We start from the raw sequence: 26,297 nt of genomic DNA on the forward strand, positions 1-26,297 counted from the left end.
ACCAATCATGAAGAGAACCAGCCGTGCCATCTGAAGCTGAAAGACAGTAACCTGCCACTGAGCAAAAATCTGCCCTTATATGCCGAACCTGCTCAGCGTTACTGTCCTGCCGGAGTATATGAAATCGTTGAAAATGAAGCGGGAGAAAGCAAGTTTCAGATCAACTCACAGAACTGCGTTCACTGTAAAACCTGTGACATTAAAGATCCGTCGCAGAACATTACCTGGGTAACACCGGAAGGCGGCGGCGGGCCTAACTATCCAAATATGTAGCAGCCCAATATGTAGGCCCAATATGTAGCAGCCCAATATGTAGAGGCTAAATATAGAGGCTAATATGTAAAAATCTGCTGCAAAAGCCCGGTTATCCGCAATGCTGTTTACTTAAGAAGAGCAGCATTGCGATCTACCACATATCGATTTTTTGATATATTGACTGTTCGAGACGCTGCTGGCCTCTAACGCTTTTTTACAAATTTTACTTTTTAAGAATACAGCGTTCCATCCAACTCCACGTGAGTGAGATATAAACGCATTTCAAACTCCAGTTGGTGATAATCAGGCAGCATATATTGGCACAATTGATAAAATGCCTTGTTATGCTCTTTTTCCTTTAAATGTGCCAACTCGTGCACAACAATCATGCTTAAAAACGCTTCAGGTGCTTTTTTAAATAGAGTACTGATACGAATCTCATTTTTACTTTTTAGCTTGGCACCTTGTACACGGGACACATAACTGTGCAATCCGAGTGCATTATTGATGACATGAATTTTACTATCGTAGCCAATTTTACTCAGTGGTGCAGACTTCTTCAGATACTGATTCTTCAACGTCATAACATAATCACGTAAACATCGATCATTAACGACATCATGCGGATTTGGATATTTTGTGAGTAAAAATTGTGCCAAACGCTTTTGATCAATCATTTCCTGAACCTGATTTTGCAGTTCAGGCGCATAAGCAGATAGATACTTTAATGACATAAAGAAGAATCCCTCCTGTATTTCACCAGTCTTTCCAGAGCCTCAGGCTGCTTTGCAATCTGTTTACGCGCTCGCTTATAACTGCTTCTCAAGTGTTTTTTTAAGAAAGACGTGGCGTGCGCGTCTGGAATTTCTTTCAATAAACAATACAGAGCCAAAGCAAAAACTGTTTCGTCTTCTGATAAAGTCGCCTGACGGTTAGCCTGTCCGTTATAACAACTACCGCAGCCACCTCGAAAAGTATAAGCAGAGTTTGATAACAAAACACCAAAACCCATCACAACAGCCAGAATTTCTGTCCCTTCCGCTAAATAGTCAACGCCTTTTGGCGGAAATTGCTGAGATTGAGCAACCAGATGCTGGGCAATCCAATGAGCGAAGCTGGAAGACAGGTCTTCCGGCTTTAAAGTTTGTTGAGGATTATAGGTGAGGTGTAAAGCATGCTCACTTATTAGCGCTGGCAAGGTATTATCTGTCGAGTCACGCACAACAGCAGCGAAATGCAACGGCACTGCAGGTATATTCTCAAACTGTTCTGGCGATTGCAGCCTGAAAGGCCAATGCCTAAGCCCCGCATGCCTGACGGTATGCTGAAATATATTTTCTGCTTTAGCATGAACGCTGTCGACATTTCCGGGGAAAAAATCGTTTGTGGGTTGCACTAAGCGGCTACGATGAAAAAATTCATCGCTGTCGAAATTCTGCAATACCCACTCAAACGTATCAAAAATCCAATCAGCACTGGATGAATCAATGAGCGGGCGTGATTGAAAAATAGTTAGCATTTTTTTAGTCTTATCGGAGTCAAATTCCGAAAATAATAACACGTATATTTCTCGAAACAAGGATCAGAATAAACACGCTAACGGTGTTTTATTTCTAAGAACACTTGTGAGAGTAATTTTCATAAAAATTAATAGCCTGATAGATCGAAAACCTTGTCGAGTCACTCCAATAATTATCAGATAATCCTGCCTTACGTTTTAAATGCAGGAGAAACTCCTCAGGAGTCGGCAATGCTTCCCACACAGCAGGTAAAAAAGTGGCTCGATGATGCCCCTCTTCTAATATCAACCCATCAATATCAGGACGTAATCTATTCAAGAGATCCTGTTCACTGGCAACACTGATAGGCTGGGGCGCTGTTAACACCGATATCTCTATTCTTACCTGGTGGAACTCGTCCTCCATTAACGGAGGAAACCGCGGATCCCTAAATGCGGCACTATATGCATTCTGCCATACATCCGACATTAAAGACTGGTAAGCCTCGAGCGTTCCGATACAGCCACGCAACTGACCATGCAATTTCAATGTAACGAATGCGGCACCCAAGTCATCCGGTTCTAGAATCGCAGGCTTCTGATCCCAATCTCCGTTTAGAGCCTGCTGTATAGATTTTCTTGCGCAGACTAGTAGTGCCTTTTTTTTCTCGTCGCTCAAATTAATAGATGCCATAACAACCATACCCCACGACGCGGTCTTGATCCCCTGCCGTATCACCGCTATTACACATCGCGATTTTTTCAATTGTTAAATTCTGCCGCTTAACAGCCAATAGCAAACCATTTAAGGCATGACAACCACAAGCTTCAGTCGGTTGAATATCATGATCAGCATTCATAATTTTAAGACCCGTACGTTCATCAATTTTCACAGCATTACTATAACTATGAAAGTGACTCAAATCTGTGCTGATAATCACTAGTTTAGTCGGATCATTCAATAGTGGCTCAATAATATCCGCAATTTCGGAAGCAGGACACTCCCCCACGACTACCGGAACGATCGGCATATCGATTCTCATAAACTGAAGAAATGGCAACTGAACTTCCACACAATGCTCTTGAGCATGAACCTCATCAGACATAATCATCAGCGGCGATTTCAATAACTCCTGAACGGCTTTCTGGTCTACTTTTAATCTACCCAGCGGGGTTTCAAAAGCGTCGCTTTCGGGCAAGGCACAGCCATGTAAGGCTACCCGGTGATTAGGTCCAAATAAATAAACAGCATCATAAACAGAACCTTTTCTTAGAAGGCCGTAGCCCTGCCCTGCTATAGCACCGGAATACATATAACCAGCGTGCGGCACGATTAGCGCCTTAGGATTATTGGAAGCATGAAAATGTATCGGAGGTTTCTCTGGTACCATCCGGGCAAGCATGGCATACAAATCATCCTTGTCTTCAGGATAAAAGAACCCTGCGACAGCGGCTGGCCGAATATTCATAGAACTATTGATTGGACTGTTAATTGAGTTATGAATTGGATCACTCATTTCAGTACCCTCTTCCATAAATATGTTTTATATTTTTAATATAAATAATAAACCGGCAACGTTTATGAATCCAGATCAACATAAAACTCTTTTCTGGCATAAATTGGATAACGATCGCATCCAGTGTGACCTTTGTCCTCATCATTGTTCTTTAAGAGAAGGACAACGGGGCGTTTGTTATGTTCGGGGTCATGAAAACGGGCAGATGAAACTGCATACGTATGGAAGGTCCAGTGGTTTTTGCATTGATCCGATCGAAAAGAAACCACTCAATCATTTTCTACCGGGCACACCAGTACTCTCTTTCGGTACGGCAGGGTGCAACCTTACCTGCAAATTCTGTCAAAATTGGGATATCAGTAAAGCACGGGACATGGATCACCTCAGTGATCAGGCTTCGCCCGAACAACTGGCTATCACCGCTAAGCATTATAAATGCCGGTCAATCGCCTTTACTTATAATGATCCGGTGATTTTTCTGGAATATGCTGAAGATGTAGCGGCAGCATGCAGAGCAGAGGGCATTAAAAGTATTGCCGTAACCGCTGGCTACATAACGGATATTGCCCGCCCCCGCTTTTTCTCTTCGTTTGATGCCGTCAATGTTGATCTGAAAGCATTCACCGAAGATTTTTACCAACATATTTGTGGCGGTCAGCTCAGTACAGTCCTTGATACATTACTGTACCTTAAACGTGAAACAACCATCTGGTTTGAAATAACAACGCTACTGATACCCGGTAAAAATGACTCCGAGCAGGAAATTGAAGCACTCTCTAAATGGATTTACGATAATTTAGGGCCCGATGTACCTTTGCACTTCTCGGCATTTCATCCTGACTGGAAAATGTTAGATACGCCACCAACACCTGTCGCTACATTATTAAGAGCGCGCAATGTCGCACTGAAAAATGGTATCCGATATGTGTATATAGGTAATGTTCATCACCCCGAAGCAAGCTCAACACACTGCCACCATTGCAAACATTTATTAATTGAACGCGACTGGTATGAGCTTGGCCAATGGAATATTCATGACGGAAAATGCCGAAAATGTGCCACACCCATTCCCGGCATTTTCGAAAACGAACCCGGCACGTGGGGCGCTAAAAGACAACCGGTGAGAATTCAGCCGGTTTAAAGCTCTCGTTCAAGCATAGAACGCAAGTCGTTCAGATCATGGATGGTCTTGACATCAAAAAAGAGCTTTTCCGCTTCAGGTCGTTGTGGACGCATCATATGTAGCCATTGTTTGATACGACCATGAACATATTTAGGGGGCAGCTTGGCCTCAACATGACCAAAGTAATCTAATAACATCAGGATTATTTTCGACCACGCCTCACCCTCGGCGCTTTGCCCCAGCTGAAAACTTTTGATCATAAGCCCCAACTCGGGTCGTGCAATCAGCCCGCGTCCGATCATCACATCGTCACAACCGCTCAATTCCCGGCACCGCTGATAATCATCACAATTCCACACTTCGCCATTGGCGATAACGGGCAAGCTAACCTGTTCTTTAATGCGGCCAATCCACTCCCAGTGAGCTGGCGGCTTATAACCTTCAACCTTAGTGCGTGCATGTACCGCCAGACTAGTAGCACCTGCTTCCTGAATGGCACATGCATTATCTATCGCTAGGGATTTATCCTGATTACCTAAGCGCATTTTTGCAGTAACAGGAATATTCTCCGGAACGGCCTGGCGAACCGCTTTAACTATTTGATGAATTAATGCAGGTTCATCCAGTAACACCGCGCCGCCACGATGCTTGTTAACCGTTTTCGAAGGACAGCCAAAATTAAGATCGATGGCAGGCGCGCCCATCTGTGCAGCGCGTATAGCATTCATAGCAAGTAGCTCGGGCTCACTTCCTAATAACTGCACCACAACAGGAATACCTGCAGGCGTATTGCCATGGTTATCCAGTTCAGGTGAATACTTAAGAAACTCTTTTTCCGGTAAAGTATAACCCGTGATACGTATAAACTCAGTGACACAAAGATCGACCCCCCCCAATTGAGTAATCAATTTACGCATGGTTGCATCAACCACTCCTTCCATCGGAGCAAGGATAATTTTACCTAGTTGTGTATTCTCTTTAGCCGGGTTCATGTCTATGCTTTAATCACTATTTAAATTGAGGAATCTCGGATGCGTCTTTTTATTGCTATCGACATACCCGACACAGTACAGCAGCAGATTTCTCGGCTTTATTGCAACTTTCATGGCATTAGCTGGACACCACCAGAAAGGCTACATATAACACTGGCTTTTTTAGGCCGGGTACAAAAAAAGAAACTTCCCGATCTTAATCGCCAACTAGACAAAATCACTTTCACGCCCTTCACATTATGCTGTGACCGGTTTGGTAGTTTTCAAAGTGGTGATGTGTGGTTAGGCATAACTCCTGAAGATTCAATAACACAACTCCATCAACGAATTGTCGATGCATTACGTGAAATTGATATGGGGTTTGAAGGGAGGTTATTCAAACCTCACATCACCTTAGCGTACACAAAGAAAAATGATGAACAACAGATTATGACTGTTCTGGAAAACCGCCGAACATTTGATACGTTAAGCTTTACCGTAGATCACTTCAATCTTAAAAGCAGCTGGCCCAGACCTTCTGGGTCCCTGCATCGTATTGAAGCAATCTACAGTAGACACTCAATGTAACCTGAATTTTTACTCAGAATTTTTACTCAAGCCGCATAATCCGGCTGTACAATCCGGCTTCACGATTAAAGAGCAGCCAGACCCAACAGCATATCCGCCCGGATATCGTCTACATCTTCAAGACCCACCGATAGGCGAATTAAGTTGCTTTTAATACCCGCTTCTGCCCTGGCTTCCGGCGTCATCCGCCCATGAGTAGTCGTTGACGGGTGAGTAATCGTGGTTTTAACATCACCAAGATTACCGGTAATGGATACCATTTGAGTCGCATCGATAAAGCGCCAGGCCGCCGCCTGATCACCGGCTACTTCAAATGATAATACGCCACCGAAACCTGTCTGCTGTTTAAGCGCAAGCGCGTGCTGAGCATGACTCGCCAAACCCGTATAATGTACCCGTTCAATACCCGACTGTTGCTGCAACCATTCAGCTAGCTCGATAGCATTACGGCCATGAGCTTCCATTCGGATTTTTAATGTTTCTAATCCTTTATGGAACACCCATGCATTAAACGGGCTCATACAAGCACCACCAGTACGGATAAAGCCGTAAACTTCTTCCATCAGTTTATCAGAGCCTAGTACTACACCGCCGATACAACGTCCCTGGCCATCCAGATACTTAGTCGCTGAGTGAATAATAATATCAGCACCCAATGTCAGCGGACGCTGGAAAATAGGGGTAAGAAAACAATTATCTACCGCTAACCAGGCATCATATTTATGCGCAATAACAGAAACTGCTTCGATATCCGTTAACTCGCCTAATGGATTGGAAGGCGTTTCCATAAAGAATAATCGGGTATTCGGCTGCACAGCTGCTTCCCACGCCTGCAGATCTTTTGGATCAACATAAGTCGTAGTAATACCTGCACGACTCAGATATTTTTCAAATAATGAAATTGTCGAACCAAACACACTGCGGGAACAAACAACATGATCCCCTTGCTGCAACAACGCCAAACCAATACTCAGAATAGCAGCCATGCCTGATGAAGTAGCGATGGCACGCTCAGCACCCTCTAATGCCGCCATACGTTTTTCAAACGCATGGACGGTCGGATTAGTGAAGCGTGAATAAATATTACCCTCTTCATCGCCACTAAAACGCGCTGCCGCTTCACGTGCACTAGAGTAAACAAAACTGGACGTGGGGAAAATAGCGTCGCTATGCTCGCCTTCCGCTGTCCGGGTTTGCCCAGCTCTGATCGCTAATGTCGAGAGCCCTGCATCTTGCAGCGTAAACTGAATGCGCTCTTCCCGTTCAAAGCCTGGTTTAGCCATTATCCGGATCTCTCTTATCGAATTTCTGTGTGAAGATCAGCCTCAGCTTCATCTTCATGGTCGTGATCATGATCAGTCGTTTCAGGCGCTATCTTAGCCGCATCGTTACGTTTCTGGTCCAGGCGCTCAAGATAGGCCGCATCAATATCACCCGTCACGTAATAACCATCAAATACTGATGAATCGTAGTCTTTAATTAAATCGGTATTGCCAGCGGATACAGACTCTTTCAGATCGTCCAATTCCTGGAAAACTATCCAATCGGCACCAATAGCTTCACCTATTTCATCTTCGCTACGATTATGTGCGATAAACTCTTCAGGTGATGGCATATCAATACCATAAACATTCGGGAAGCGAACCGGTGGCGCTGCTGAGGCAAAATAAACCTTACGCGCACCGACATCCCGGGCCATCTGAACGATCTGTTTGGAGGTAGTTCCGCGAACGATGGAATCATCCACCAGCATGACAACTTTATCTTTGAATTCAAGCTCAATGGGGTTGAGCTTTCGACGCACTGAGTTATTACGCTGCGTTTGCCCTGGCATGATAAAAGTACGACCAATATAACGATTCTTAATGAAACCTTCGCGGAAGGTCACATTCAGATGCTTAGCCATTTCAAGCGCAGACGTTCGGCTAGTATCAGGGATGGGCATAATGACATCAATGTCATGATCAGGCTGCATGAGTTTTACTTTTTCAGCGAGCTTAATACCCATACGCATACGGGCTTGATGCACGTTAATATTATCAATAATTGAATCAGGACGTGCCAGATAAACAAACTCAAACAAACAGGGTGTCAACTGGGTTTTTTCTGCACATTGGCGAGTAAAAACATTACCCTCCAAATCAATAAAAATGGCTTCCCCGGGTGCAATATCACGAACACGCGTAAAGCCGGAGATGTCTAACGCAACGCTTTCAGAAGCCACCATACATTCTTCACCTTCCGGTGTAGAACGCGTGCCATACACCAACGGGCGAATGCCATTAGGGTCACGGAATGCAAGCACGCCATAACCTGTAATCACGGCGACAACAGCATAACCACCTTTAACACGTTGATGTACTTTAGAAACAGCTTCAAAAATATCATCGGGTTCAGGCTTCAACTTCCGCTGCCGCTGCAACTCATGTGCAAACACATTGAGCAAAACTTCAGAATCAGAGGTGGTGTTGATATGTCGTAAATCTTCACGGAATATCTGCTCAACCAACTCTTCTGCGTTGGTCAGATTACCATTGTGCGCCAGTGCGATACCGTACGGTGAGTTAACATAAAATGGCTGCGCTTCAGCCGCACTAGAGCTACCGGCAGTAGGGTAACGAACATGTCCGATACCCACATTACCTAGCAGTCGTTTCATATGACGCGTACGAAACACTTCATTAACTAACCCATTATCTTTACGCAGGAAAAAACGGTTTCCATCACAGGTCACCATGCCTGCCGCATCTTGTCCACGGTGCTGAAGCACGGTTAGTGCATCAAAGATCGTCTGGTTAACAAGTGATTTGGCTACAAGTCCAACAATACCGCACATTTAAACTACCTCAAGGGAATCAGAAAAAGCTATCAGACCTGCAACGAGGCCACTGTTTTATCTTAACGTCCTGCGTTCCAAATCAACTGTCCCACTTCTGAGGCAACCTCTTTAGACCATGCTTCCATCAAAACAAAATGAGGAATCAATTGTGACTCCTGCCACCAAGCGTCTTGCACTGCAGGAGTACCTCCCAGCAAAGCAATAAGCACGACTACCACTAAGGCACCTCGTGCAAGACCAAAGCCCATGCCCAATATTCTGTCAGTACCGCTTAAACCGGTTGCCTCCACCAGCATGCCAACCAAGTTACTAATCAATGCCCCAACAATTAATGTTATGACAAACAATATCGCAAATGCTGAAGCAATACGAAATGAAGGTGTTTGAATATAATCAGCCAACACCAAAGCCAATGCATCCGTAAAAAGCCTGGCGACAACAAAGGCAGTAACCCAGGTGACTAACGATAATGCTTCTTTAACAAAGCCACGCTTAATGCTGAAAAGTCCAGAAATTCCAACAATCGCGAGGATGGTCCAGTCAGCCCAGTTCATTTATTCTTACCATCTATCCAGTTTGCGCGCATTCTAACAGAGCCCCAAGGTGAACCCAATCACTGAGTCGTGAATCTGAAAATTATTCCATCCAGACCGAAATCACTTTTCAACGTCTCTTTTAATTTTTCAAGACGATCACGTTGCATATCTGGCCCAACATAAACCTTATACAGATCAGCATTTCTACGTGTATATACTTTGTGACCCGCACCTATCAATAGCGTACGTAAAGCGCGAGCATTGGACTCATCACTAAAACTCGCCAGCTGCAACGTCCACGCAACCGGCACATTCTGTTCGTCGAGTAACGGCCTGCTGTTATCAACACTGATTACCGGCCTTTTCTTCTGAGGCGGCATTTCTTGATCTGGCTTGGGCTGAACCGTAACTACTACTTTTTGAGAGGACTTTGATTCAGACACTACCAGTTCTGTTGCCACTTGCGCTGCCGGGTATTCAGATGTATCAGGCAATAGCTGCGTTTGTGGAGTTACATCTATAGCATCAGCTACAGCTGGCGCTGTCGGTATATGACTTTCCAAATGCCGCTCCCGATATCCTTCACCTGTCAGAAACAGAGGAAAAAGAACCACAGCGGCGAGCACCATAACGGAGGCACCCAAAATGCGCTTCTTCACACTATCATCCATTAATTAATTTCTCTTTTAAAAACATGGTACGCATCACCTACGGTATGAAAAGACCCAGCGACAACTACCCTATGCACTCCCGAGCGTTCTTCCATAGCCACTTTTTTTGCAACAACCAGGCTTTCAATAGCCTCAGCAACGCTGTTATGACAAACAACGTTCGAGCTATCGATATCTATTTTCTTTAGATAAAGCTTTAATTGCTCTGCCGTTTGTCCTCTTGGCACATCAAGAGTGACCAAATGCCAGAATGAAACAACAGGTTTTAACGCATCGATCACAGCAGCACAGTCTTTATCGGCCAACATGCCCAAAATCAACTCAACTTGACACTCACCAGACCCATTATCAAGTTTCTGTAATTGTTTAGCCAGATAAGCAGCCGACTGAGGATTGTGGGCAACATCCAGAATAAAAGAATGCCCCTGATAGAGAGTTTCATCCATACGCCCGGCAACAGACGCTTTCTGTAATCCTGCTTTAATACTTTTCGAGCAACAGGGTAATCCTGCAAGCATTATTGCCTGTATAGCAGTAGCGGCGTTTTGTATTGGTAACCGGGGAATTGGTAAATCGGTAAATATTATTTGTTGTTTATCTTTCCCCTCACCCTGCCAGCACCAATGGGCATCCTTAATATGATATTCATAAGACGAGTTTACTTGGTATAAACTAGCACCCAACGCCTGAGCGTATGACGCAATCGACGCAGGTGGATGCAACTCACCACAGACAGCAGGCTTTGTCGTCCGGAATATGCCCGCTTTTTCCCAACCAATTTTTTCCCGATCGTCTCCTAACCAATCTACATGATCAATATCGATCGTGGTAATAACAGAAACATCAGGATCCACTACGTTAATCGCATCCAAACGACCACCTAACCCAACTTCCAATAAGGCCACATCAGGTTGTTGCTGAGCGACGAGCCATAAAGCAGCGAGGGTTCCCATTTCAAAATACGTCAGGGTAATCTCTTCGCACACCTGATCAACCGCCTGAAACGCAGCAACTAACTGGTCATCAGTCACTAGCACACCATTCAGACGAATTCTCTCATTATAAACTTGTAGATGAGGAGACGTGTAGCAAGCCGTTGTGTAGCCCGCTTCGCGATAAATCGCATCCAGCATGGCAACGGTCGAACCTTTTCCGTTGGTGCCCGCTACCGTAATAATACAAACATTCTGAAAATTCAAAACTAACCGGCTGAAAACTTTTTGTACCCGCTCAAGACCAAGATCAATCGCAACAGGATGACTTTGTTCCATCCAGCGCAACCATTGCTCAAGTGTAAATTCAGATCTGTTCATCAAGATTGCTTACCATAAAAAAGGCCGGTGTTTACCGGCCCTTAGTGTCCTATCAACTATTAGCAGCGGCACCTTGCTCAACCGTCGATGCTTGCTGCTCACCAGCGCGCTTAGGCTCTGTTACTGCTACCACGTCGGCATCCACAGTAGGCTTAACATCGCTAACCGGTTCAGCAAAACGGTGCATAAACATTGAAAGCATAGAATACAAGCGATCTCGCATTTCTAGCCGGGAAACAATCATATCAACCTGACCGTGTTCCAATAAAAATTCAGCCCGCTGAAAGCCTTCTGGCAGCTTTTCACGTACCGTTTGCTCAATAACCCGGGGACCGGCAAAACCCACCAATGCTTTCGGCTCAGCAATATTCAGATCACCCAGCATGGCTAAACTCGCTGAAACTCCACCATAAACTGGATCAGTCAATACAGAAATATAAGGGATACCGGCCTGGCGCATTTTTTCTAATGCCGCACTGGTTTTTGCCATCTGCATCAGTGAAATCAGCGCTTCCTGCATACGTGCGCCCCCTGAAGCAGAAAAACAAATCAGGGGTATCTTTTCTTTAAGCGAAACATTAACCGCTCTAACGAAACGCTCGCCAACCACGGCGCCCATTGACCCACCCATAAACCGGAAATCAAACGCAACCGCTACAACGGGCATACTTTTCAGCTTACCGCGCATCGCAACCAATGCATCTTTTTCCCCTGTTGCTTTCTGCGCAGCAGTCAGACGATCTTTATACTTTTTAGTATCACGAAATTTCAGACGATCAACCGGTTCAACTTCTGCCGCCAACTCAGTAAAAGAGCCTTTATCCAGAAATGTTTCCAAGCGCTGGCGTGCAGCCAATCGCATATGATGTTCGCACTTGGTACAAACGTTCAGGTTTTTTTCCAACTCAGGAAGATATAGAACAGCCTCACACTTCGGGCATTTTTTCCATAGACCTTCAGGAACACTCGCTCTCTTGTTCTCTGAACGTACGAGCGAGGGAATAATTTTATCTAACCAGTTACTCATGCTTATCTAACCCAGTGTAATAATTCGTTATTCTCAGGCATCCATCGCACTGCGCATCTGCGCAATGATAACAGCGACATCCGCATTAATTTGTTCAGGATGGGTAACTTTTTCAGCAATAGCATTAACCAGTACGCTTCCCACAATCACACCATCAGCAATTTTGGATACAGCAGCCGCTGATTCACCATCGCGAATACCAAAACCAACACATACCGGCATATCGGTATGACGGCGTATGATTTCCAGCTTACCAGCAACCTCATTCACATCTAATGCAGCGGAACCGGTGACACCTTTAACAGACACATAATAAACATAGCCTGAACCGAACTCGCATACTTGCTGAATGCGACTTTCCTCGGTTGTGGGTGCCAGCAAATAGATCACATCCAACGCATATTGTTTCATAATAGCGGCGAATTCTGCAGACTCTTCCGGCGGCAGATCTACTGTCAGAACACCATCAACACCCGCTGCACTGGCTTTTTCTGCAAAATTTTCATATCCAAGCGCTTCAACCGGATTAAGATAGCCCATCAAAACGATAGGTGTCTGGTTGTCTGTAGCACGAAACTCTTTGACCATCTCCAGTATATCTAACAACCGCGTACCATGACTTAACGCACGTTCACATGCCAATTGAATCACTGGGCCATCGGCCATCGGATCAGAGAATGGCACGCCCAATTCAATAATATCGGCACCGGCATCCACCAATGCATGCATCAACGGCACGGTTACCGACGGTTGCGGATCCCCTGCAGTAATGAAGGGGATCAGTGCTTTGCGACCGCCGACTTTAAGAGACTCGAAACATTGACTAATACGACCCATTACCAAAATCTCCTTAGCTATTACAGCTCAATACCATCGATACCAGCAACGGTGTGAATATCTTTATCGCCACGACCGGACAGATTAACCACAATAATCTGATCTTTATCCATCTCTTTAGCGACTTTCATTGCATGAGCAACGGCATGACTCGATTCCAGTGCCGGCATAATGCCCTCAATCTGCGTCAATGTCCTAAATGCACTTAAGGCTTCCTCATCCGTAATGGATGCATATTCCGCCCGACCTGAATCTTTCAACCAGGCATGTTCAGGACCTACACCCGGATAATCAAGGCCAGCCGATACTGAATGCGTGCCCATAATCTGGCCGGCATCGTCTGACATCAAATAGCTTCGGTTACCGTGTAACACGCCCGGACGCCCTGCACATAAAGGTGCGGCATGCTGCCCGGTTTCAATACCATAACCACCTGCTTCAACGCCGATCATACGGACATTGGCATCTTCAATAAACGGGTGAAAAAGACCAATAGCGTTAGAGCCTCCGCCCACACAGGCAATCAGAACATCAGGCAACCGACCTTCATGCTCAAAGCACTGCTGACGTGCTTCACGGCCGATTACACACTGGAAATCCCGCACCAGTTTAGGATAAGGGTGTGGACCCGCAGCGGTACCGATAATGTAAAATGTATTATCGACATTGGTCACCCAATCCCGCATCGCTTCGTTCATGGCATCTTTTAATGTCCGGGTGCCCGATTTAACCGCGACAACTTCAGCACCTAATAGCTTCATACGGTAAACATTGAGTGATTGACGCTGTACATCATCAACCCCCATATAAACTTTACACTCAAGACCCAAACGTGCTGCGACGGTAGCCGAAGCAACTCCATGCTGCCCTGCACCAGTTTCAGCAATAATACGAGGTTTACCCATAAACTTAGCCAGTAAAGCCTGGCCAATCGTATTGTTGATTTTATGCGCGCCGGTGTGATTAAGATCTTCACGTTTAAGGTAAATTTTTGCTCCGCCGACCTGTTTTGTCAGGCGTTCGGCAAAATAGAGCGGCGATGGACGACCTACATAGTGAGCCAGATCACGATCGAACTCCTTCTGAAACGCTGCATCTTTTGAAAGCTGCTCATAGACCCTTTCCAGATCCTGAAGGGCTCCCATCAACGTTTCAGATACAAAACGACCACCGTAAGGACCAAAGTGCCCTCGCTCATCAGGCAGCTGCATGAGAGCAGCCAGATCAGTTGTTGTTGGCACGTGCCACCTCTTCAAAAAAACATTTAATTTTATGGATATCTTTAATACCCCGGGATGCTTCCACCCCTCCGCTGATATCAACAGCATAAGGCATCACTTTTTGTATCGCTTGCGCGACATTGCCCGGCGTTAAGCCGCCGGCCAAAATAATATGGGGTCGCAGCGAGTCAGGAATCATACTCCACTCGAAAGATTCTCCGGTACCGCCTGGGATGCCTGGTTTATAAGCATCCAGCAGTATTGCCCGCGCAGCAGCGTAGTATTTTGCTTGTTGAATCAGATCAATACCCGGCTTCATTCGCAGCGCTTTAATATAAGGACGATCAAACTGTTCGCAATACACAGGGGGCTCTTCACCATGAAACTGCAGCAGATCAATTTTTGTCAGCGTAATAACTTCTCTGACATAGGTAGGGTCTGCGTCCACAAAAAGAGCTGTCGTGGTGACAAAGGGCGGGATAGCAGAGATAATTTCAGCGGCCACACAAGGATCGATATAACGCGGGCTTGGCTCATAAAAAACGAAACCAAGCGAGTGAGCTCCTGCCGCTACGGCTATCTGCGCATCTTCAACGCGCGTTATCCCGCAAATTTTTACGCGTACTGCCATGATTAAGTCTATATATGATTAGGCAAAGACAGAATTCTAACAGAACTCGCGCCACAACGTTAGCCAGTAATATTAAGGAAGTAAGGTCCGAGTTTAGATTTGGGTAGTGGATAAACCTCCGGATATTTCACATCGACAAAATAGAGGCCCGATGAGGGTGCCGTAATGCCTCCCGCACAACGATTTTTTGCTTCCAGCACCTCTTTTGCCCACATAGGTTCAGCCTCACCCGCCCCAACCGTCATCAAGACCCCGGCAATATTCCTAACCATATGCTGCAAAAAAGCATTGGCCTGAACATCAATAACAATCAACTCCCCCGACTGGTACACATTTAATGCTTTGATATCCCTAACCGGACTTTTTGCCTGGCAGGCGACAGCACGATAGGAAGAAAAATCATGAATACCGACCAAATGATCGCCGGCGGCACGCATACGTTCAATATCTAAGGTTTTATAGGTCCAGGTAATACCTTTCGATAAAAGCGCGGGCTTTATCGGGTGGCTGTATATCAGGTAACGATAACGACGCTCTCGCGCACTGAATCTCGCATGAAAACTGTTATCGACCGGCACAGCCCATCGCAGTGCGATATCATCGGGAAGATTGGTATTGGCGCCTAAAACCCACGCCCGACCCTCCCGCTTTGCAGTAGTGTCGAAATGAATGATTTGATAAGTCCCATTAACGCCTGCATCGGTTCGCCCTGCACAAACAACCGATACCGGCTCATTAGCCACGACAGAAAGTGCTTTTTGAACATGACCCTGGATCGTTGGAACTTCATCATTCTTTTGAATTTGCCAGCCATTGTAACGAGCGCCTGCGTATTCAACACAGAGCGCATAACGATAAGGAGCGACCGAAGTCGCTCCTTGTGTATTCTCTAATTGAATAGAGCCTAATTGAATATTTTCTATCGTCAAGCCTGCAATCCCTCCAGCAACTCTTGTGCTTCAGCTTTCTGAGCATCGTTACCTTCCTTAGCAATTTCGTCCAAAATATCTATGGCGCCATCAACATCGTCCATATCAATGTAAGCTCGCGCTAAATCAAGCTTAGTCTCAACTTCGTCAGCACCATCCAAAAAGCCTAATGAATCAAGTGTTGGCTCTTCTTCAGACGAAGATTCTTCTAAAGCGATATCGTTATCGGTACTACTAAGAAGCGCTTCTAACTCATCATCTAATTCAGTACCAAGATCGTTTTGAATATTTGCGGTTAACTCTTTTGTGGTCTCTTCACTTGAAGGTGTTTTAGGTAATGGCGTGTCTTTTTCATCATCCAGATCCAGACCATCAAGATCGAAACCTGCCAAATCCATCGTTGCTTCTTCATGCTCAGACGGTAGGACTTCCTGATCCAATTCAACAGGATCAGATAACAATTCAGTCACTTCAGGATCCAGCGCAGCAGCCATGGAGACATCATCCAGAACAGCAGAGTCTTCACCCTCCATTTCATCAGTCAGATCCAGATCAAATGCATCTTCAAAATCATCAGGAATATTTAGATCACTCGAACTGTCAGAGGCAAGACGATTTTTCAGATCACTTAAATCCTCCAACTCTTCCAAATCACCTACATCTGCTATCTCGGAACTATCTGTTTTTAAAACATCCTCTTCTAAACCATCCGCTTCTAAGTCATCGACTTCTAAGCTGTCGTCCAAACCGACTGCACCAAAACTTTCGTCGACCTCAGCAGGAACATCACTCGCCGAAGAAGCAACATCAGATTCTGACGCAACATCTGACTCTTCATCCAAAATGGAGTCAAGATCTGCCATTAAATCAGCTTCAAAGTCCAGGTCATCATCATTATCTAACGAATTTTTTTCAGGGGTAGGCTCTGAAGGCGTAGCCTCTTCAAAATCCAGATCATCCAGTTCAAAATCAAGATCATCAATGCCAGCATCAAGTCGGCTCATCTCGATATCGTCATCACCTGCTGCTACAGACTCCTCAGACAGATCATTAAGCCCTAATGATTCCAGAGTATCCTCTGTCTCCGCTATGTCGGCCATAGGCTCAAGCATACCCATGTCTGAACCCGCATTCTTTTGCTGAGATAACTCAAGCGCATCCAGCTCATCACTATCAGCCGCCAGCAATTCGTCCAGCGCAGTATCCGTAGTATCCATAGCTAACGCACTATCTGTCATCGAATCGACATCAAGCTCATCGGCGTCTAAATCCGGCATCGTCGTCTGTTGCTTATCTTCTGCGCTGCTTACTGGTTCATCTTTAAAGTCGTCCAGCTCATCTAATCCCAGGTCAAACTCATCATCATCAACAAGCTCATCCTCATCGTCCAGAATAGAGCCAAGCAGATCATCTTCATCCAGATCATCTACCGGCTCGGCTTCTGGAGCTTTAGGCTCAGAATCATCAATATCATCTAGCGCCAAGTCATCCAGGTCATTATCAAATGATTCATCCAAGTCCAGATCCATATCCAGATTAAGATCATCTAAATCATCAAGCGCATCGAAATCATTATCATCAATACTTTCAAGACCCTCTTCAGCTAGATCTTCGGCGGTAACATCTGCCGAATCGCTGGATACGTCCTCTATTTCAGCAACCGGACTGTCTTTATCATCATCCAGCGTAACCGCACTCGGTAATTCTTCCGCTTCAACAGCATCTTCCGCTTTTTTCTTACGGCGCAGTATTAACCACAGCCCGACCAATACAGCTATCAAACCCGCGCCAATACCCGCCAGATATTCTGGTGCCTGCAGAAGCTTATCCAACAAACTTTTTTCTGGGACGGGAGGCTCAACAGGCAACGGGGCTGGTTTATTAACTTCATTTTGTAGCACAGCTAATTGCTGATCTTTTAACTCAATCAGTCGCAGCAACGAGTCCAACTGTTGCTGTATTGAATCTAACTTATCATTAAGATCAATATTATCGCGCTCTAAACGATCAAGCGTTTCAAGAGAAACTGCCAGTTGATTTTCCAGCAATTCATTTTTTTCGACTAACTGCTGCTTCTCCGGGTTTTCCGACTGCTCACTCTGATCATTAATTGCTGCGTTATCTTTATTAATAGATTCAGAGGGTGTCACTAATTGCAACTGTCCCTTGTCAGCATCATCAGACTCTGCTGTTTCAACGGTTTCACTCTTCAGAGTTTTTTTCGAGCCATCAATGGGCGCTTTTTCAGGGACTGAAGTTTTTCCCTGTTTCCATAACGCTGTTTGCCTATGAACGTCTGCTGCCGCATCTTGTGATGAGACTGCGCGGGCCTCTGCTTCAGTCGGAAGATTAAGCATCACTCCCGCTTTCAAATTATTGATGTTTCCACCAGAAAAGGCCTGTGGATTTTTTTTAAGTAACGCCACCATCATCTGATAAGAAGAGATGCCCGGTGCGACACGATGCTTAAGCGCCAACCCCCAGAGAGTATCTTTAACATCAACATAAACCTGTGTTTTTTTATCCATGCGCGTGCGAATGTTTGATGTTGCATTTGCAGTATTGGCTGACGAACCTGATTGAATGCTCGGGCGAGGATCAATAGGAGTCGTTGCAGGCTCAACAAATCTTTGAGTGGGCGCAGGATCAAATACAGGAGGATCAAGAAGGAGTGTATATTCGCGTACCAGACGGCCACTTGGCCAGCTGACTTCTACCAGAAAGTTTATAAAGGGTTCTTTTACGGGTTCTTTCGAGGTTAACAGAATGACACCCGTACCGTTGGGGCTCACTTTAACCTGAAAGCGAATGTCAGATAACATCCGCTGCTGGCTTAATCCGGCTAATGCAAATTCATCCTGACCCGCCATTTTTGGGCGAATCTGTAGAGGACTCAAATCACGCACCTGATTCAACTGAATCTCTGCGTTCAAAGGCTCATTTAAAGCTGACTTGATGCGAATATCACCCAGCCCTAACGCGTTAACCTGTGTAGATACAAGTGCACCTGCAACAGCCAGACTCAAAGCAAGTTTGCGCAGCATTTTATATTCCTTAAGTTACTTGCTGATTATTACTTGCATAATCAGCAAGTTGCCGATCCGATAGATGCTTAAAGTATTGTTAAAAAGTATCAATCGGTCAAGAAACTGAGCAAATAAGGGCGTTATTTGCTCAATTATTCTTAATTTCTCCGCTCATTTTGCAAATCAGACAACTTATAGGTATTCGTTAATCAACAACTCAGCTACCTGAACTGCATTGAGAGCAGAACCTTTACGGACGTTATCGGCCGTTATCCATAAACTAATACCCTGACGACCATTTAAATCTTCACGAATGCGGCTCACATAAATAGCATCGCTGCCTGCAGCATCGGAAACGGGTGTAGCAAAACTCATATCAGCAACACTGCTTAGAACTTCAACGCCCTCAGTGGTCTCGAGAATATCAATCACTTCTTCTGCACTGATATAAGCAAGCGTTTCTATGTAAACAGACGCACTATGACCGAAAAAAACCGGCACTCTGACACAAGTAGGATTGACCCGTACTGAAGTATCATCCAGAACTTTCTGCGTTTCCCACACTAACCCCATCTCTTCATGAGTATAGCCGTTTTCCAGAAAACTGCCGACATACGGAATAACATTAAATGCAATCTGCTTATCATAAACACGGGATTCAATTTCACGGGCATTTAAGAGTTGCGCGGTTTGCTGTGCCAGCTCCTTCACCCCTTTTCTACCTGAGCCCGAAACCGCCTCGTAGGTCGAAATATTGATCAAATCAATACCGACCGCACGATGAATCGGCGCTAAGGCCATTAGCATCTGAGCCGCTGAACTGCTAGGGCAGCTAATAATATTACGGATAGAAAAATCAGCAATACGGTAGGCATTAACATCAGGAATAACGAGCGGAACATCAGGATCATTTCTGAAGCATGCACTACTATCAATCACGATGCAGCCCGAATCAGCAGCAATCGGTGCATAGTTAGCTGCGACCTCTTCTCCTGCGGCAAACAAAGCGATTTGAACCTGAGTAAAGTCAAAATCGACAATATCCTGCACTTTAACCGTATGGCCCTGAAATGAAACTTTTGTTCCGGCACTACGATCACTGGCTAACAAAAACAAATCATTAACAGGAAATTTTCGCTCCTCAAGAATACTCAGGATATTTTCACCGACTAATCCGGTCGCACCCACAACAGCAATATTGAAAACTCTATCCATCATACCCTCAAAAAAAAACAGCCCGAACAATGTCGGGCTATTATAAATATAGTTACTAGTACACTATCAGGCTTCTTCTAACAGGATCCGTAGCATACGACGCAACGGCTCTGCCGCGCCCCATAGTAGCTGATCACCCACACTGAAAGCATTTAAATACTGACCACCCATCTGCATTTTGCGCAGACGACCCACAGGAACACTCAGAGTACCTGTAACTTTCGCCGGCGTCAGCTCAGCTACCGTAATATCACGCGAATTAGGAACCACTTTAACCCAATCATTCGCTTCTGCGATCATTGCTTCGATCTCATCCAGCGGGATATTCTGTTTCAATTTAATAGTAAACGCCTGACTATGGCAGCGCATTGCGCCGATACGGACACAGGTCCCGTCAATTGAAATAGGATTCTCAGAGCGACCGAGAATTTTATTAGTTTCAACGAACCCTTTCCACTCTTCTTTGCTCTGGCCATTTTCCAGCGCAACGTCGATCCAGGGAATCAAGCTACCCGCCAACGGAACGCCAAAATTATCAACCGGCATATCAGAACCACGGATGGTTTCAGCCACACGCTTGTCAATATCCAGAATAGCACCGTTTACATCAAGCAAGCCCTCGACTGAGTTATGAATCACACCCATCTGGCTAATCAGCTCACGCATGTGACGTGCGCCGCTACCCGAAGCCGCTTGATACGTCATCGACGTTAGCCATTCAATTTGACCCGACTTAAATAAACCGCCCAGCCCCATTAACATCAGAGAAACCGTACAGTTGCCGCCAATAAAGTTTTTTACTCCAGCCGCTAAGCCTTTATCAATAACACGACGATTCACCGGATCTAAAACAATAATACTGTCATCGTCCATACGCAATGTAGACGCCGCATCAATCCAGTAGCCTTTCCAACCAGACTCACGCAACCTGGAGAATACTGCTTTCGTGTAGTCCCCGCCCTGACAGGAAATAATTGCGTCCATCGCCTTCAGCGCGTCAATATCCATCGCGTCTTTCAGTGCTGGAATAGCCTTACCTATATCCGGACCCGCTTCGCCAACCTGAGAAGTGGTAAAGAAAACGGGCTCTTCGATATGATCGAAATCACGCTCTTCCATCATGCGTTGCATCAGCACAGAACCAACCATTCCGCGCCAACCGACAAAACCTACACGTTTCATTGGTATCCCCAATTTAAAAATATAAAGAATAAATATATACAGAGCGAATAGAAACAAAAGCCGGCATCCAAAGACGACGAATAATTGTACATTACCTACACTTCATTCGCTGACGTAAAACTAGCCTTTCAGTGCTGCCACAACAGCATCACCCATTTGCGATGTACTGACCAACACCATCCCTTCTGACATGATATCTGCCGTACGCAGGTTCTGATCCAATACCTGACTTACCGCTGCTTCAATCTTGTCTGCCACTTCGCCAGCGTCCAGCGAGTAGCGTAACATCATAGCGGCTGAAAGAATCGTTGCCAATGGGTTAGCTTTACCTTGCCCGGCAATATCAGGCGCAGAGCCATGACACGGCTCATACATACCCTTACCATTTACGTCAAGAGAGGCCGATGGCAACATACCAATAGAACCTGTCAGCATGGCAGCAGCATCAGACAAAATATCACCAAACATATTACCCGTAACTATTACATCGAACTGCTTAGGTGCGCGTACCAACTGCATAGCTGCATTATCTACGTACATATGGCTCAGCTCAACATCCGAGTACTCTGCTGACAACTCTTCCATAATTTCGCGCCACAGAACGGTCACTTCCAACACATTCGCTTTATCGACAGAACACAACTTTTTACCGCGCTGACGTGCCGCTTCAAAAGCGACACGACCGATACGACGAATCTCATTCTCGTCATACACATAGGTATTATAGCCTTCGCGAATACCGCCTTCTTTCACCCGAATACCGCGCGGCTGGCCAAAATAAATGCCGCCCGTTAATTCACGTACGATCAGAATGTCCAAACCCGATACTATTTCAGGCTTAAGGGAAGAGGCATGCGCTAACTGCGGATATAAAATCGCAGGACGCAAATTACCGAATAAACCCAAATTAGAACGAATCCCCAACAACCCCTTTTCCGGACGAATCTGAAAATCAGGATTAGTATCCCATTGAGGGCCACCGACAGCACCCAACAGAATCGCATCGGCTGCTTTTGCGGCATCCAGCGTAGAGGCGGGCAATGGCACACCCTCAGCATCTATCGCAGAGCCACCGATAAGCGCTGTTGTAAACTCCAGCCCTAATGAACACTGTTCGTTTACCAGATCCAGAACACGTTTTGCTTCTGTAACGATCTCCGGACCAATACCATCACCAGGCAGAATCAGTACATTTTTACTCATTTTCAAAACCCTTTATCTTACTGTTACTTATCGCTGTTACTTGCCGCTACCAGATAGCGCTATTACTTGATGGCATCAAACAACCATGGAGCTTCCTGACGACGGCGCAGCTCGTAAGCCGCGATATCATCGGCAAATCCAAGCGTCAAACCGATATCATCCAAACCATGTAACAGGCAATGTTTACGAAAGCTGTCCACTCTAAATTCCATCTCAATACCTGATGGCGTGACCACAACTTGTTTTTCCAAATCAACCATCAGTTGATAGCCTACTGTCGCCGCCACTTCTTCAAATAACTGATCAACCTGAGTATCCGATAAAATAATCGGCAACAGACCATTTTTAAAACAGTTGTTGTAGAAAATATCAGCAAAACTCGGCGCGATAACACAGCGAATACCGAAATCATCTAACGCCCACGGCGCATGCTCACGGCTAGAACCACAACCAAAGTTCTCACGCGCCAGCAACACGCTCGCCCCTTGATAACGCGCCTGATTCAATACGAAATCAGGATTCAGTGGTCGACCGCTACAATCCTGGTCTGGCTGACCCTCATCCATATAACGCAGCTCATCGAACAAATTTGGTCCGAAACCAGAACGTTTAATCGATTTAAGGAACTGCTTAGGAATAATCATATCCGTATCAACATTGGCACGATCCAGCGGTGCCGCCATACCAGTCATCAATGTAAATTGTTTCATTATGTTCTTCTCCTATCTGGCGCGCGTGCTTAGTAACCCATCAGCTCACGAACATCAATAAAGTGACCGGTAACAGCCGCCGCTGCAGCCATGGCAGGACTCACCAAATGCGTGCGTCCACCAAAGCCCTGACGACCTTCAAAATTACGGTTACTGGTTGATGCGCAATGTTCGCCATTACCCAGTTTGTCCGGATTCATAGCAAGGCACATAGAGCAACCCGGTTCACGCCATTCCAAACCAGCTTCAATGAAGATTTTATCCAAGCCTTCTTTTTCAGCCTGCGCTTTCACCAAGCCAGAACCTGGCACCACCAGCGCCTGCTTGATAGTAGAAGCGACTTTACGCCCTTTAACCACCGCCGCTGCCGCACGTAAGTCTTCAATACGTGAGTTAGTACACGAGCCAATAAACACACGATCTAATTGGATATCCGTGATTTTTTGATCCGCCGTCAGCCCCATATACTTCAGCGCACGACGAATCCCATCGGCTTTAGTCGGGTCTGACTCTTTATCAGGATTAGGCACCGTGGCTGTCACATCCACTACCATTTCGGGCGATGTGCCCCAGGTTACCTGAGGAATAATATCAGCGGCATTAATCACAACGACTGTATTAAATTCGGCGTCGTCGTCAGATACCAGCTCTTTCCAGGCAGCCGCGGCCGCATCCCACTGCGATTCCGTTGGCGAGAAAGGACGACCTTTAAAGTAATCAATTGTCGTCTGATCAACCGCCACAATTCCGACACGGGCACCGGCCTCGATCGCCATATTACAAATAGTCATGCGGCCTTCCATAGAAATACTACGAATCGCCTCACCACCAAACTCTATCGCACTACCGTTACCGCCCGCTGTACCAATCACACCAATAATGTGCAATACGACATCTTTAGCCGTAACACCAACACCCAGCTGCCCATCAACACGCACCAGCATATTGTCCATTTTCTTAGCGATAAGGCACTGAGTTGCCAATACATGCTCAACTTCTGATGTCCCGATACCATGCGCCAATGCACCAAATGCACCGTGCGTAGAGGTATGAGAATCACCACACACCACCGTAGAACCCGGCAACGTCATCCCTTGTTCAGGCCCAACCACATGCACGATACCTTGACGTGTATCGTTCATTTTAAATTCTACGATACCGAAGGCATCACAATTATCGTCCAGTGTTTTCACCTGAATACGAGAAACCGGATCAACAATCAGCTCAACACCACCAGAACGCTCTGTCGTTGGTACGTTGTGGTCGGGTGTTGCCAGGTTGGCATCAATGCGCCAGGGTTTACGGTTCGCCAGACGCAGACCTTCAAAAGCCTGCGGAGAAGTCACTTCATGCAAAATCTGGCGATCAATGTAAATTAATGCACTACCATCATCGTTCTGGCGAACAAGATGCTGATCCCATAATTTGTCGTACAATGTTTTACCCGCCATCAGAACAATCTCCTCTATCCGGCTTTATTGGCGTCCCGCATAACAAAGAAACAGTCATGGGAACACGGGGCGCACGCTGTTTGTTGACGTGCGCGTTATTATGTCGCCATCGTAATTGAGCGTTAGAAATTATACAAATTCATATTTTTTATAGTTTTGATTCCTATTAGGAATAGTAAGCACAATTAACAATACTAAGTCGAACTCTCAATAGCCAAGTCTAATTAATGACTCACCCTGACAGTACTGATTAATTATAGAAAACTGCTTTATATCAATGTCGAACGAACCACATCCTTTAAAATAGCCTTCATTGCACAGGAAAATCCAATCAAAGAGCACAGCATGAAGCCAGACACCACAACCGCCATGCAAAAACTGATTGATGAAGTCCGTTTCACCATTCCTTTCGAGCTACCTATGAGCGAGCTATGCTCTGGCATCTGCACTGGCTGCTCGAAAAAGCTGATCGACTTTCTGGACATGGAAGTAGGAGAGTGGGAGCAACGTCTCCAGCAAGGCGAAAAACCAGGATTGGGAGATATCAACAAGCTGGCTAAAACCAGCCGGAAAATTTACCGCGTTCTGCAGAAAAACCAACGAGTGTAACAACTAACAAGGAGTTACATAAAGATTCAAGTAAAGAGCCGAACTGAGAATGAAGCCAGCACTACAGGTTTTGTCCGTTCCATTCAATACAAGCATCCAGCGTCACACCGTTACCACCAAAAATATCCAACGCACTGCCAATCGTTAAATCAACCTTACCTGCCGACAACTGACTAACTTGCTGCAAGTCCTCCAGCGAACGTGCACCACCCGCATAGGTAACAGGAATCGTTGATATTTCACCTAACAATGCCACTAAATCCTGATCAATGCCCGCCTGCAACCCTTCAACATCTGCCGCGTGAATCAAAAACTCCGCACAATGCTGCTCAAGCTCACGTAACGTCGGCAAATTGATCACCGTTTCAGTTACTGTCTGCCAACGATCCGTTGCGATATTCCAGCCAGAAGCAGTGCGCCGACAACTCAGATCAAGTACCAGTCGCTGCGTACCGGTTTCGGCTTTTATTTGTTCCAAACGCTCCCAGGAGAAACGTCCGTTTTCAAACAGATAAGAAGTCACAATCACATGCGAGGCACCTGCCCGCAAAAACTCGGCCGCATTCTCTCGATTCACCCCCCCGCCAAACTGCATTCCATCCGGCCACGCCTGCAACGCCTGCAACGCCTGCTCTTTATTGCCAGGACCAAGAGCGATAACGTGCCCGCCGGTCAGATTATGCTTATGATACAAACGCGCATAATAAGCAGCATCATAAGCACTGACAAAGTTAGTAGTGGCACCGTGATCATTCAGGCTACCGCCCACTATTTGCTTAACCTGACCCTGATGCAGATCGATACAAGGACGAAACTGAGTCACACACATCTCCAACTCTATAAAAACCACATCTAACGAAAATCTAACATAGACCTAATAACACATAACCCCACCTACCAAATTTTGCTGGAAGGTGAAGTCATGCTAAAGCGACAAAGCGCTAGA

The 26,297-nt window shown here is 45.7% G+C and carries 26 protein-coding genes; 4 read left to right on the forward strand and 22 right to left on the reverse strand.

What is annotated here, in order from left to right; genetic code table 11:
• On the forward strand, window positions 1-273 hold a 273-nt coding region (locus tag Nant_RS13585), incomplete at its 5' end, for a 4Fe-4S dicluster domain-containing protein (RefSeq protein WP_202905021.1).
• A 212-nt stretch (window positions 274-485) separates the two neighbouring features.
• On the opposite strand, the gene Nant_RS13590 is transcribed toward Nant_RS13585, so the two are convergent.
• The 4 genes from Nant_RS13590 to amrB form a co-directional block, all read right to left on the reverse strand.
• The gene (locus tag Nant_RS13590; protein ID WP_054342213.1) at window positions 486-989 is read right to left on the reverse strand and encodes a M48 family metallopeptidase; all 504 of its coding nucleotides are present in this window, start codon (window positions 987-989) and stop codon (window positions 486-488) included.
• Complete coding sequence (locus Nant_RS13595) at window positions 980-1,774, reverse strand: hypothetical protein (RefSeq protein ID WP_054342275.1); 795 nt, start codon at window positions 1,772-1,774, stop codon at window positions 980-982. Before Nant_RS13595 ends, Nant_RS13590 begins: the two co-directional genes overlap by 10 nt.
• 94 nt (window positions 1,775-1,868) lie before the next feature.
• Window positions 1,869-2,447, reverse strand: coding sequence for an AmmeMemoRadiSam system protein A (gene amrA / locus Nant_RS13600; RefSeq protein WP_054342214.1), 579 nt, complete (start codon window positions 2,445-2,447; stop codon window positions 1,869-1,871).
• Window positions 2,434-3,270: an AmmeMemoRadiSam system protein B gene (gene amrB, locus Nant_RS13605; protein ID WP_054342215.1), complete on the reverse strand. Its 837-nt coding sequence runs from the start codon at window positions 3,268-3,270 to the stop codon at window positions 2,434-2,436. The genes amrA and amrB overlap by 14 nt, the downstream gene beginning before the upstream one ends.
• 64 nt (window positions 3,271-3,334) lie before the next feature.
• Here amrB and amrS point away from each other — a divergent pair, with 64 nt between their 5' ends.
• Window positions 3,335-4,411 carry an AmmeMemoRadiSam system radical SAM enzyme gene (amrS, locus tag Nant_RS13610; protein WP_054342276.1) on the forward strand — a complete coding sequence of 359 codons (1,077 nt, stop codon included), beginning with the start codon at window positions 3,335-3,337 and terminating at the stop codon, window positions 4,409-4,411.
• On the opposite strand, the gene Nant_RS13615 is transcribed toward amrS, so the two are convergent.
• Entirely contained in the window at window positions 4,408-5,385 is a 978-nt protein-coding gene (locus tag Nant_RS13615) for a tRNA dihydrouridine synthase (protein WP_054342216.1), read from the reverse strand. The two genes, amrS and Nant_RS13615, sit on opposite strands and share 4 nt — an antisense overlap.
• Before the next feature lie 39 nt (window positions 5,386-5,424).
• Here Nant_RS13615 and thpR point away from each other — a divergent pair, with 39 nt between their 5' ends.
• Window positions 5,425-5,952 carry an RNA 2',3'-cyclic phosphodiesterase gene (gene thpR, locus Nant_RS13620; RefSeq protein ID WP_054342217.1) on the forward strand — a complete coding sequence of 176 codons (528 nt, stop codon included), beginning with the start codon at window positions 5,425-5,427 and terminating at the stop codon, window positions 5,950-5,952.
• Between the two features lie 65 nt (window positions 5,953-6,017).
• Here the strand turns inward: thpR and Nant_RS13625 are convergent, their stop codons facing one another.
• The 16 genes from Nant_RS13625 to leuC form a co-directional block, all read right to left on the reverse strand.
• A complete protein-coding gene (locus Nant_RS13625) occupies window positions 6,018-7,235 on the reverse strand; it encodes an O-succinylhomoserine sulfhydrylase (protein WP_054342218.1) in 1,218 nt (405 codons plus the stop codon).
• A gap of 14 nt (window positions 7,236-7,249) precedes the next feature.
• On the reverse strand, window positions 7,250-8,788 hold the full coding sequence (gene purF, locus Nant_RS13630; RefSeq protein ID WP_054342219.1) for an amidophosphoribosyltransferase: 1,539 nt from the start codon (window positions 8,786-8,788) through the stop codon (window positions 7,250-7,252).
• A 62-nt stretch (window positions 8,789-8,850) separates the two neighbouring features.
• On the reverse strand, window positions 8,851-9,345 hold the full coding sequence (locus Nant_RS13635; protein WP_054342220.1) for a CvpA family protein: 495 nt from the start codon (window positions 9,343-9,345) through the stop codon (window positions 8,851-8,853).
• 59 nt (window positions 9,346-9,404) lie between these two features.
• Complete coding sequence (locus Nant_RS13640) at window positions 9,405-9,986, reverse strand: SPOR domain-containing protein (RefSeq protein ID WP_238377148.1); 582 nt, start codon at window positions 9,984-9,986, stop codon at window positions 9,405-9,407.
• Window positions 9,987-9,997: 11 nt separating this feature from the next.
• Entirely contained in the window at window positions 9,998-11,311 is a 1,314-nt protein-coding gene (gene folC, locus Nant_RS13645; RefSeq protein WP_054342222.1) for a bifunctional tetrahydrofolate synthase/dihydrofolate synthase, read from the reverse strand.
• Window positions 11,312-11,363: 52 nt separating this feature from the next.
• The gene (gene accD / locus Nant_RS13650) at window positions 11,364-12,338 is read right to left on the reverse strand and encodes an acetyl-CoA carboxylase, carboxyltransferase subunit beta (RefSeq protein ID WP_054342223.1); all 975 of its coding nucleotides are present in this window, start codon (window positions 12,336-12,338) and stop codon (window positions 11,364-11,366) included.
• 33 nt (window positions 12,339-12,371) lie between these two features.
• Entirely contained in the window at window positions 12,372-13,175 is an 804-nt protein-coding gene (gene trpA / locus Nant_RS13655) for a tryptophan synthase subunit alpha (RefSeq protein ID WP_054342224.1), read from the reverse strand.
• A 20-nt stretch (window positions 13,176-13,195) separates the two neighbouring features.
• Entirely contained in the window at window positions 13,196-14,386 is a 1,191-nt protein-coding gene (gene trpB / locus Nant_RS13660) for a tryptophan synthase subunit beta (RefSeq protein ID WP_054342277.1), read from the reverse strand.
• 13 nt (window positions 14,387-14,399) lie between these two features.
• Entirely contained in the window at window positions 14,400-15,026 is a 627-nt protein-coding gene (locus Nant_RS13665; RefSeq protein ID WP_054342225.1) for a phosphoribosylanthranilate isomerase, read from the reverse strand.
• Between the two features lie 59 nt (window positions 15,027-15,085).
• On the reverse strand, window positions 15,086-15,955 hold the full coding sequence (truA, locus tag Nant_RS13670; RefSeq protein WP_420798932.1) for a tRNA pseudouridine(38-40) synthase TruA: 870 nt from the start codon (window positions 15,953-15,955) through the stop codon (window positions 15,086-15,088).
• On the reverse strand, window positions 15,952-18,999 hold the full coding sequence (locus Nant_RS13675; RefSeq protein WP_054342226.1) for a FimV/HubP family polar landmark protein: 3,048 nt from the start codon (window positions 18,997-18,999) through the stop codon (window positions 15,952-15,954). Before Nant_RS13675 ends, truA begins: the two co-directional genes overlap by 4 nt.
• A 174-nt stretch (window positions 19,000-19,173) precedes the next feature.
• Window positions 19,174-20,199, reverse strand: a complete 1,026-nt coding sequence (locus tag Nant_RS13680; protein WP_238377149.1) for an aspartate-semialdehyde dehydrogenase — start codon at window positions 20,197-20,199, stop codon at window positions 19,174-19,176.
• A gap of 63 nt (window positions 20,200-20,262) precedes the next feature.
• Complete coding sequence (asd, locus tag Nant_RS13685; RefSeq protein WP_054342228.1) at window positions 20,263-21,378, reverse strand: aspartate-semialdehyde dehydrogenase; 1,116 nt, start codon at window positions 21,376-21,378, stop codon at window positions 20,263-20,265.
• Window positions 21,379-21,498: 120 nt separating this feature from the next.
• Window positions 21,499-22,581 (reverse strand): 3-isopropylmalate dehydrogenase, encoded by a 1,083-nt coding sequence (gene leuB, locus Nant_RS13690; RefSeq protein WP_054342229.1) that lies wholly within the window; start codon window positions 22,579-22,581, stop codon window positions 21,499-21,501.
• Between the two features lie 62 nt (window positions 22,582-22,643).
• Complete coding sequence (leuD, locus tag Nant_RS13695) at window positions 22,644-23,291, reverse strand: 3-isopropylmalate dehydratase small subunit (RefSeq protein WP_054342230.1); 648 nt, start codon at window positions 23,289-23,291, stop codon at window positions 22,644-22,646.
• Between the two features lie 29 nt (window positions 23,292-23,320).
• Window positions 23,321-24,742 carry a 3-isopropylmalate dehydratase large subunit gene (gene leuC, locus Nant_RS13700; protein WP_054342231.1) on the reverse strand — a complete coding sequence of 474 codons (1,422 nt, stop codon included), beginning with the start codon at window positions 24,740-24,742 and terminating at the stop codon, window positions 23,321-23,323.
• A gap of 345 nt (window positions 24,743-25,087) precedes the next feature.
• Between leuC and Nant_RS13705 the strand changes: the two genes are divergently transcribed.
• On the forward strand, window positions 25,088-25,351 hold the full coding sequence (locus Nant_RS13705) for a PH domain-containing protein (RefSeq protein ID WP_054342232.1): 264 nt from the start codon (window positions 25,088-25,090) through the stop codon (window positions 25,349-25,351).
• A 61-nt stretch (window positions 25,352-25,412) separates the two neighbouring features.
• On the opposite strand, the gene hisA is transcribed toward Nant_RS13705, so the two are convergent.
• Window positions 25,413-26,174 carry a phosphoribosylformimino-5-aminoimidazole carboxamide ribotide isomerase gene (hisA, locus tag Nant_RS13710; RefSeq protein WP_054342279.1) on the reverse strand — a complete coding sequence of 254 codons (762 nt, stop codon included), beginning with the start codon at window positions 26,172-26,174 and terminating at the stop codon, window positions 25,413-25,415.
• Between the last annotated feature and the right edge of the window lie 123 nt (window positions 26,175-26,297).

It is taken from the genome of Neptunomonas antarctica (genome assembly GCF_001305295.1).
Lineage (GTDB): Bacteria > Pseudomonadota > Gammaproteobacteria > Pseudomonadales > Balneatricaceae > Neptunomonas > Neptunomonas antarctica.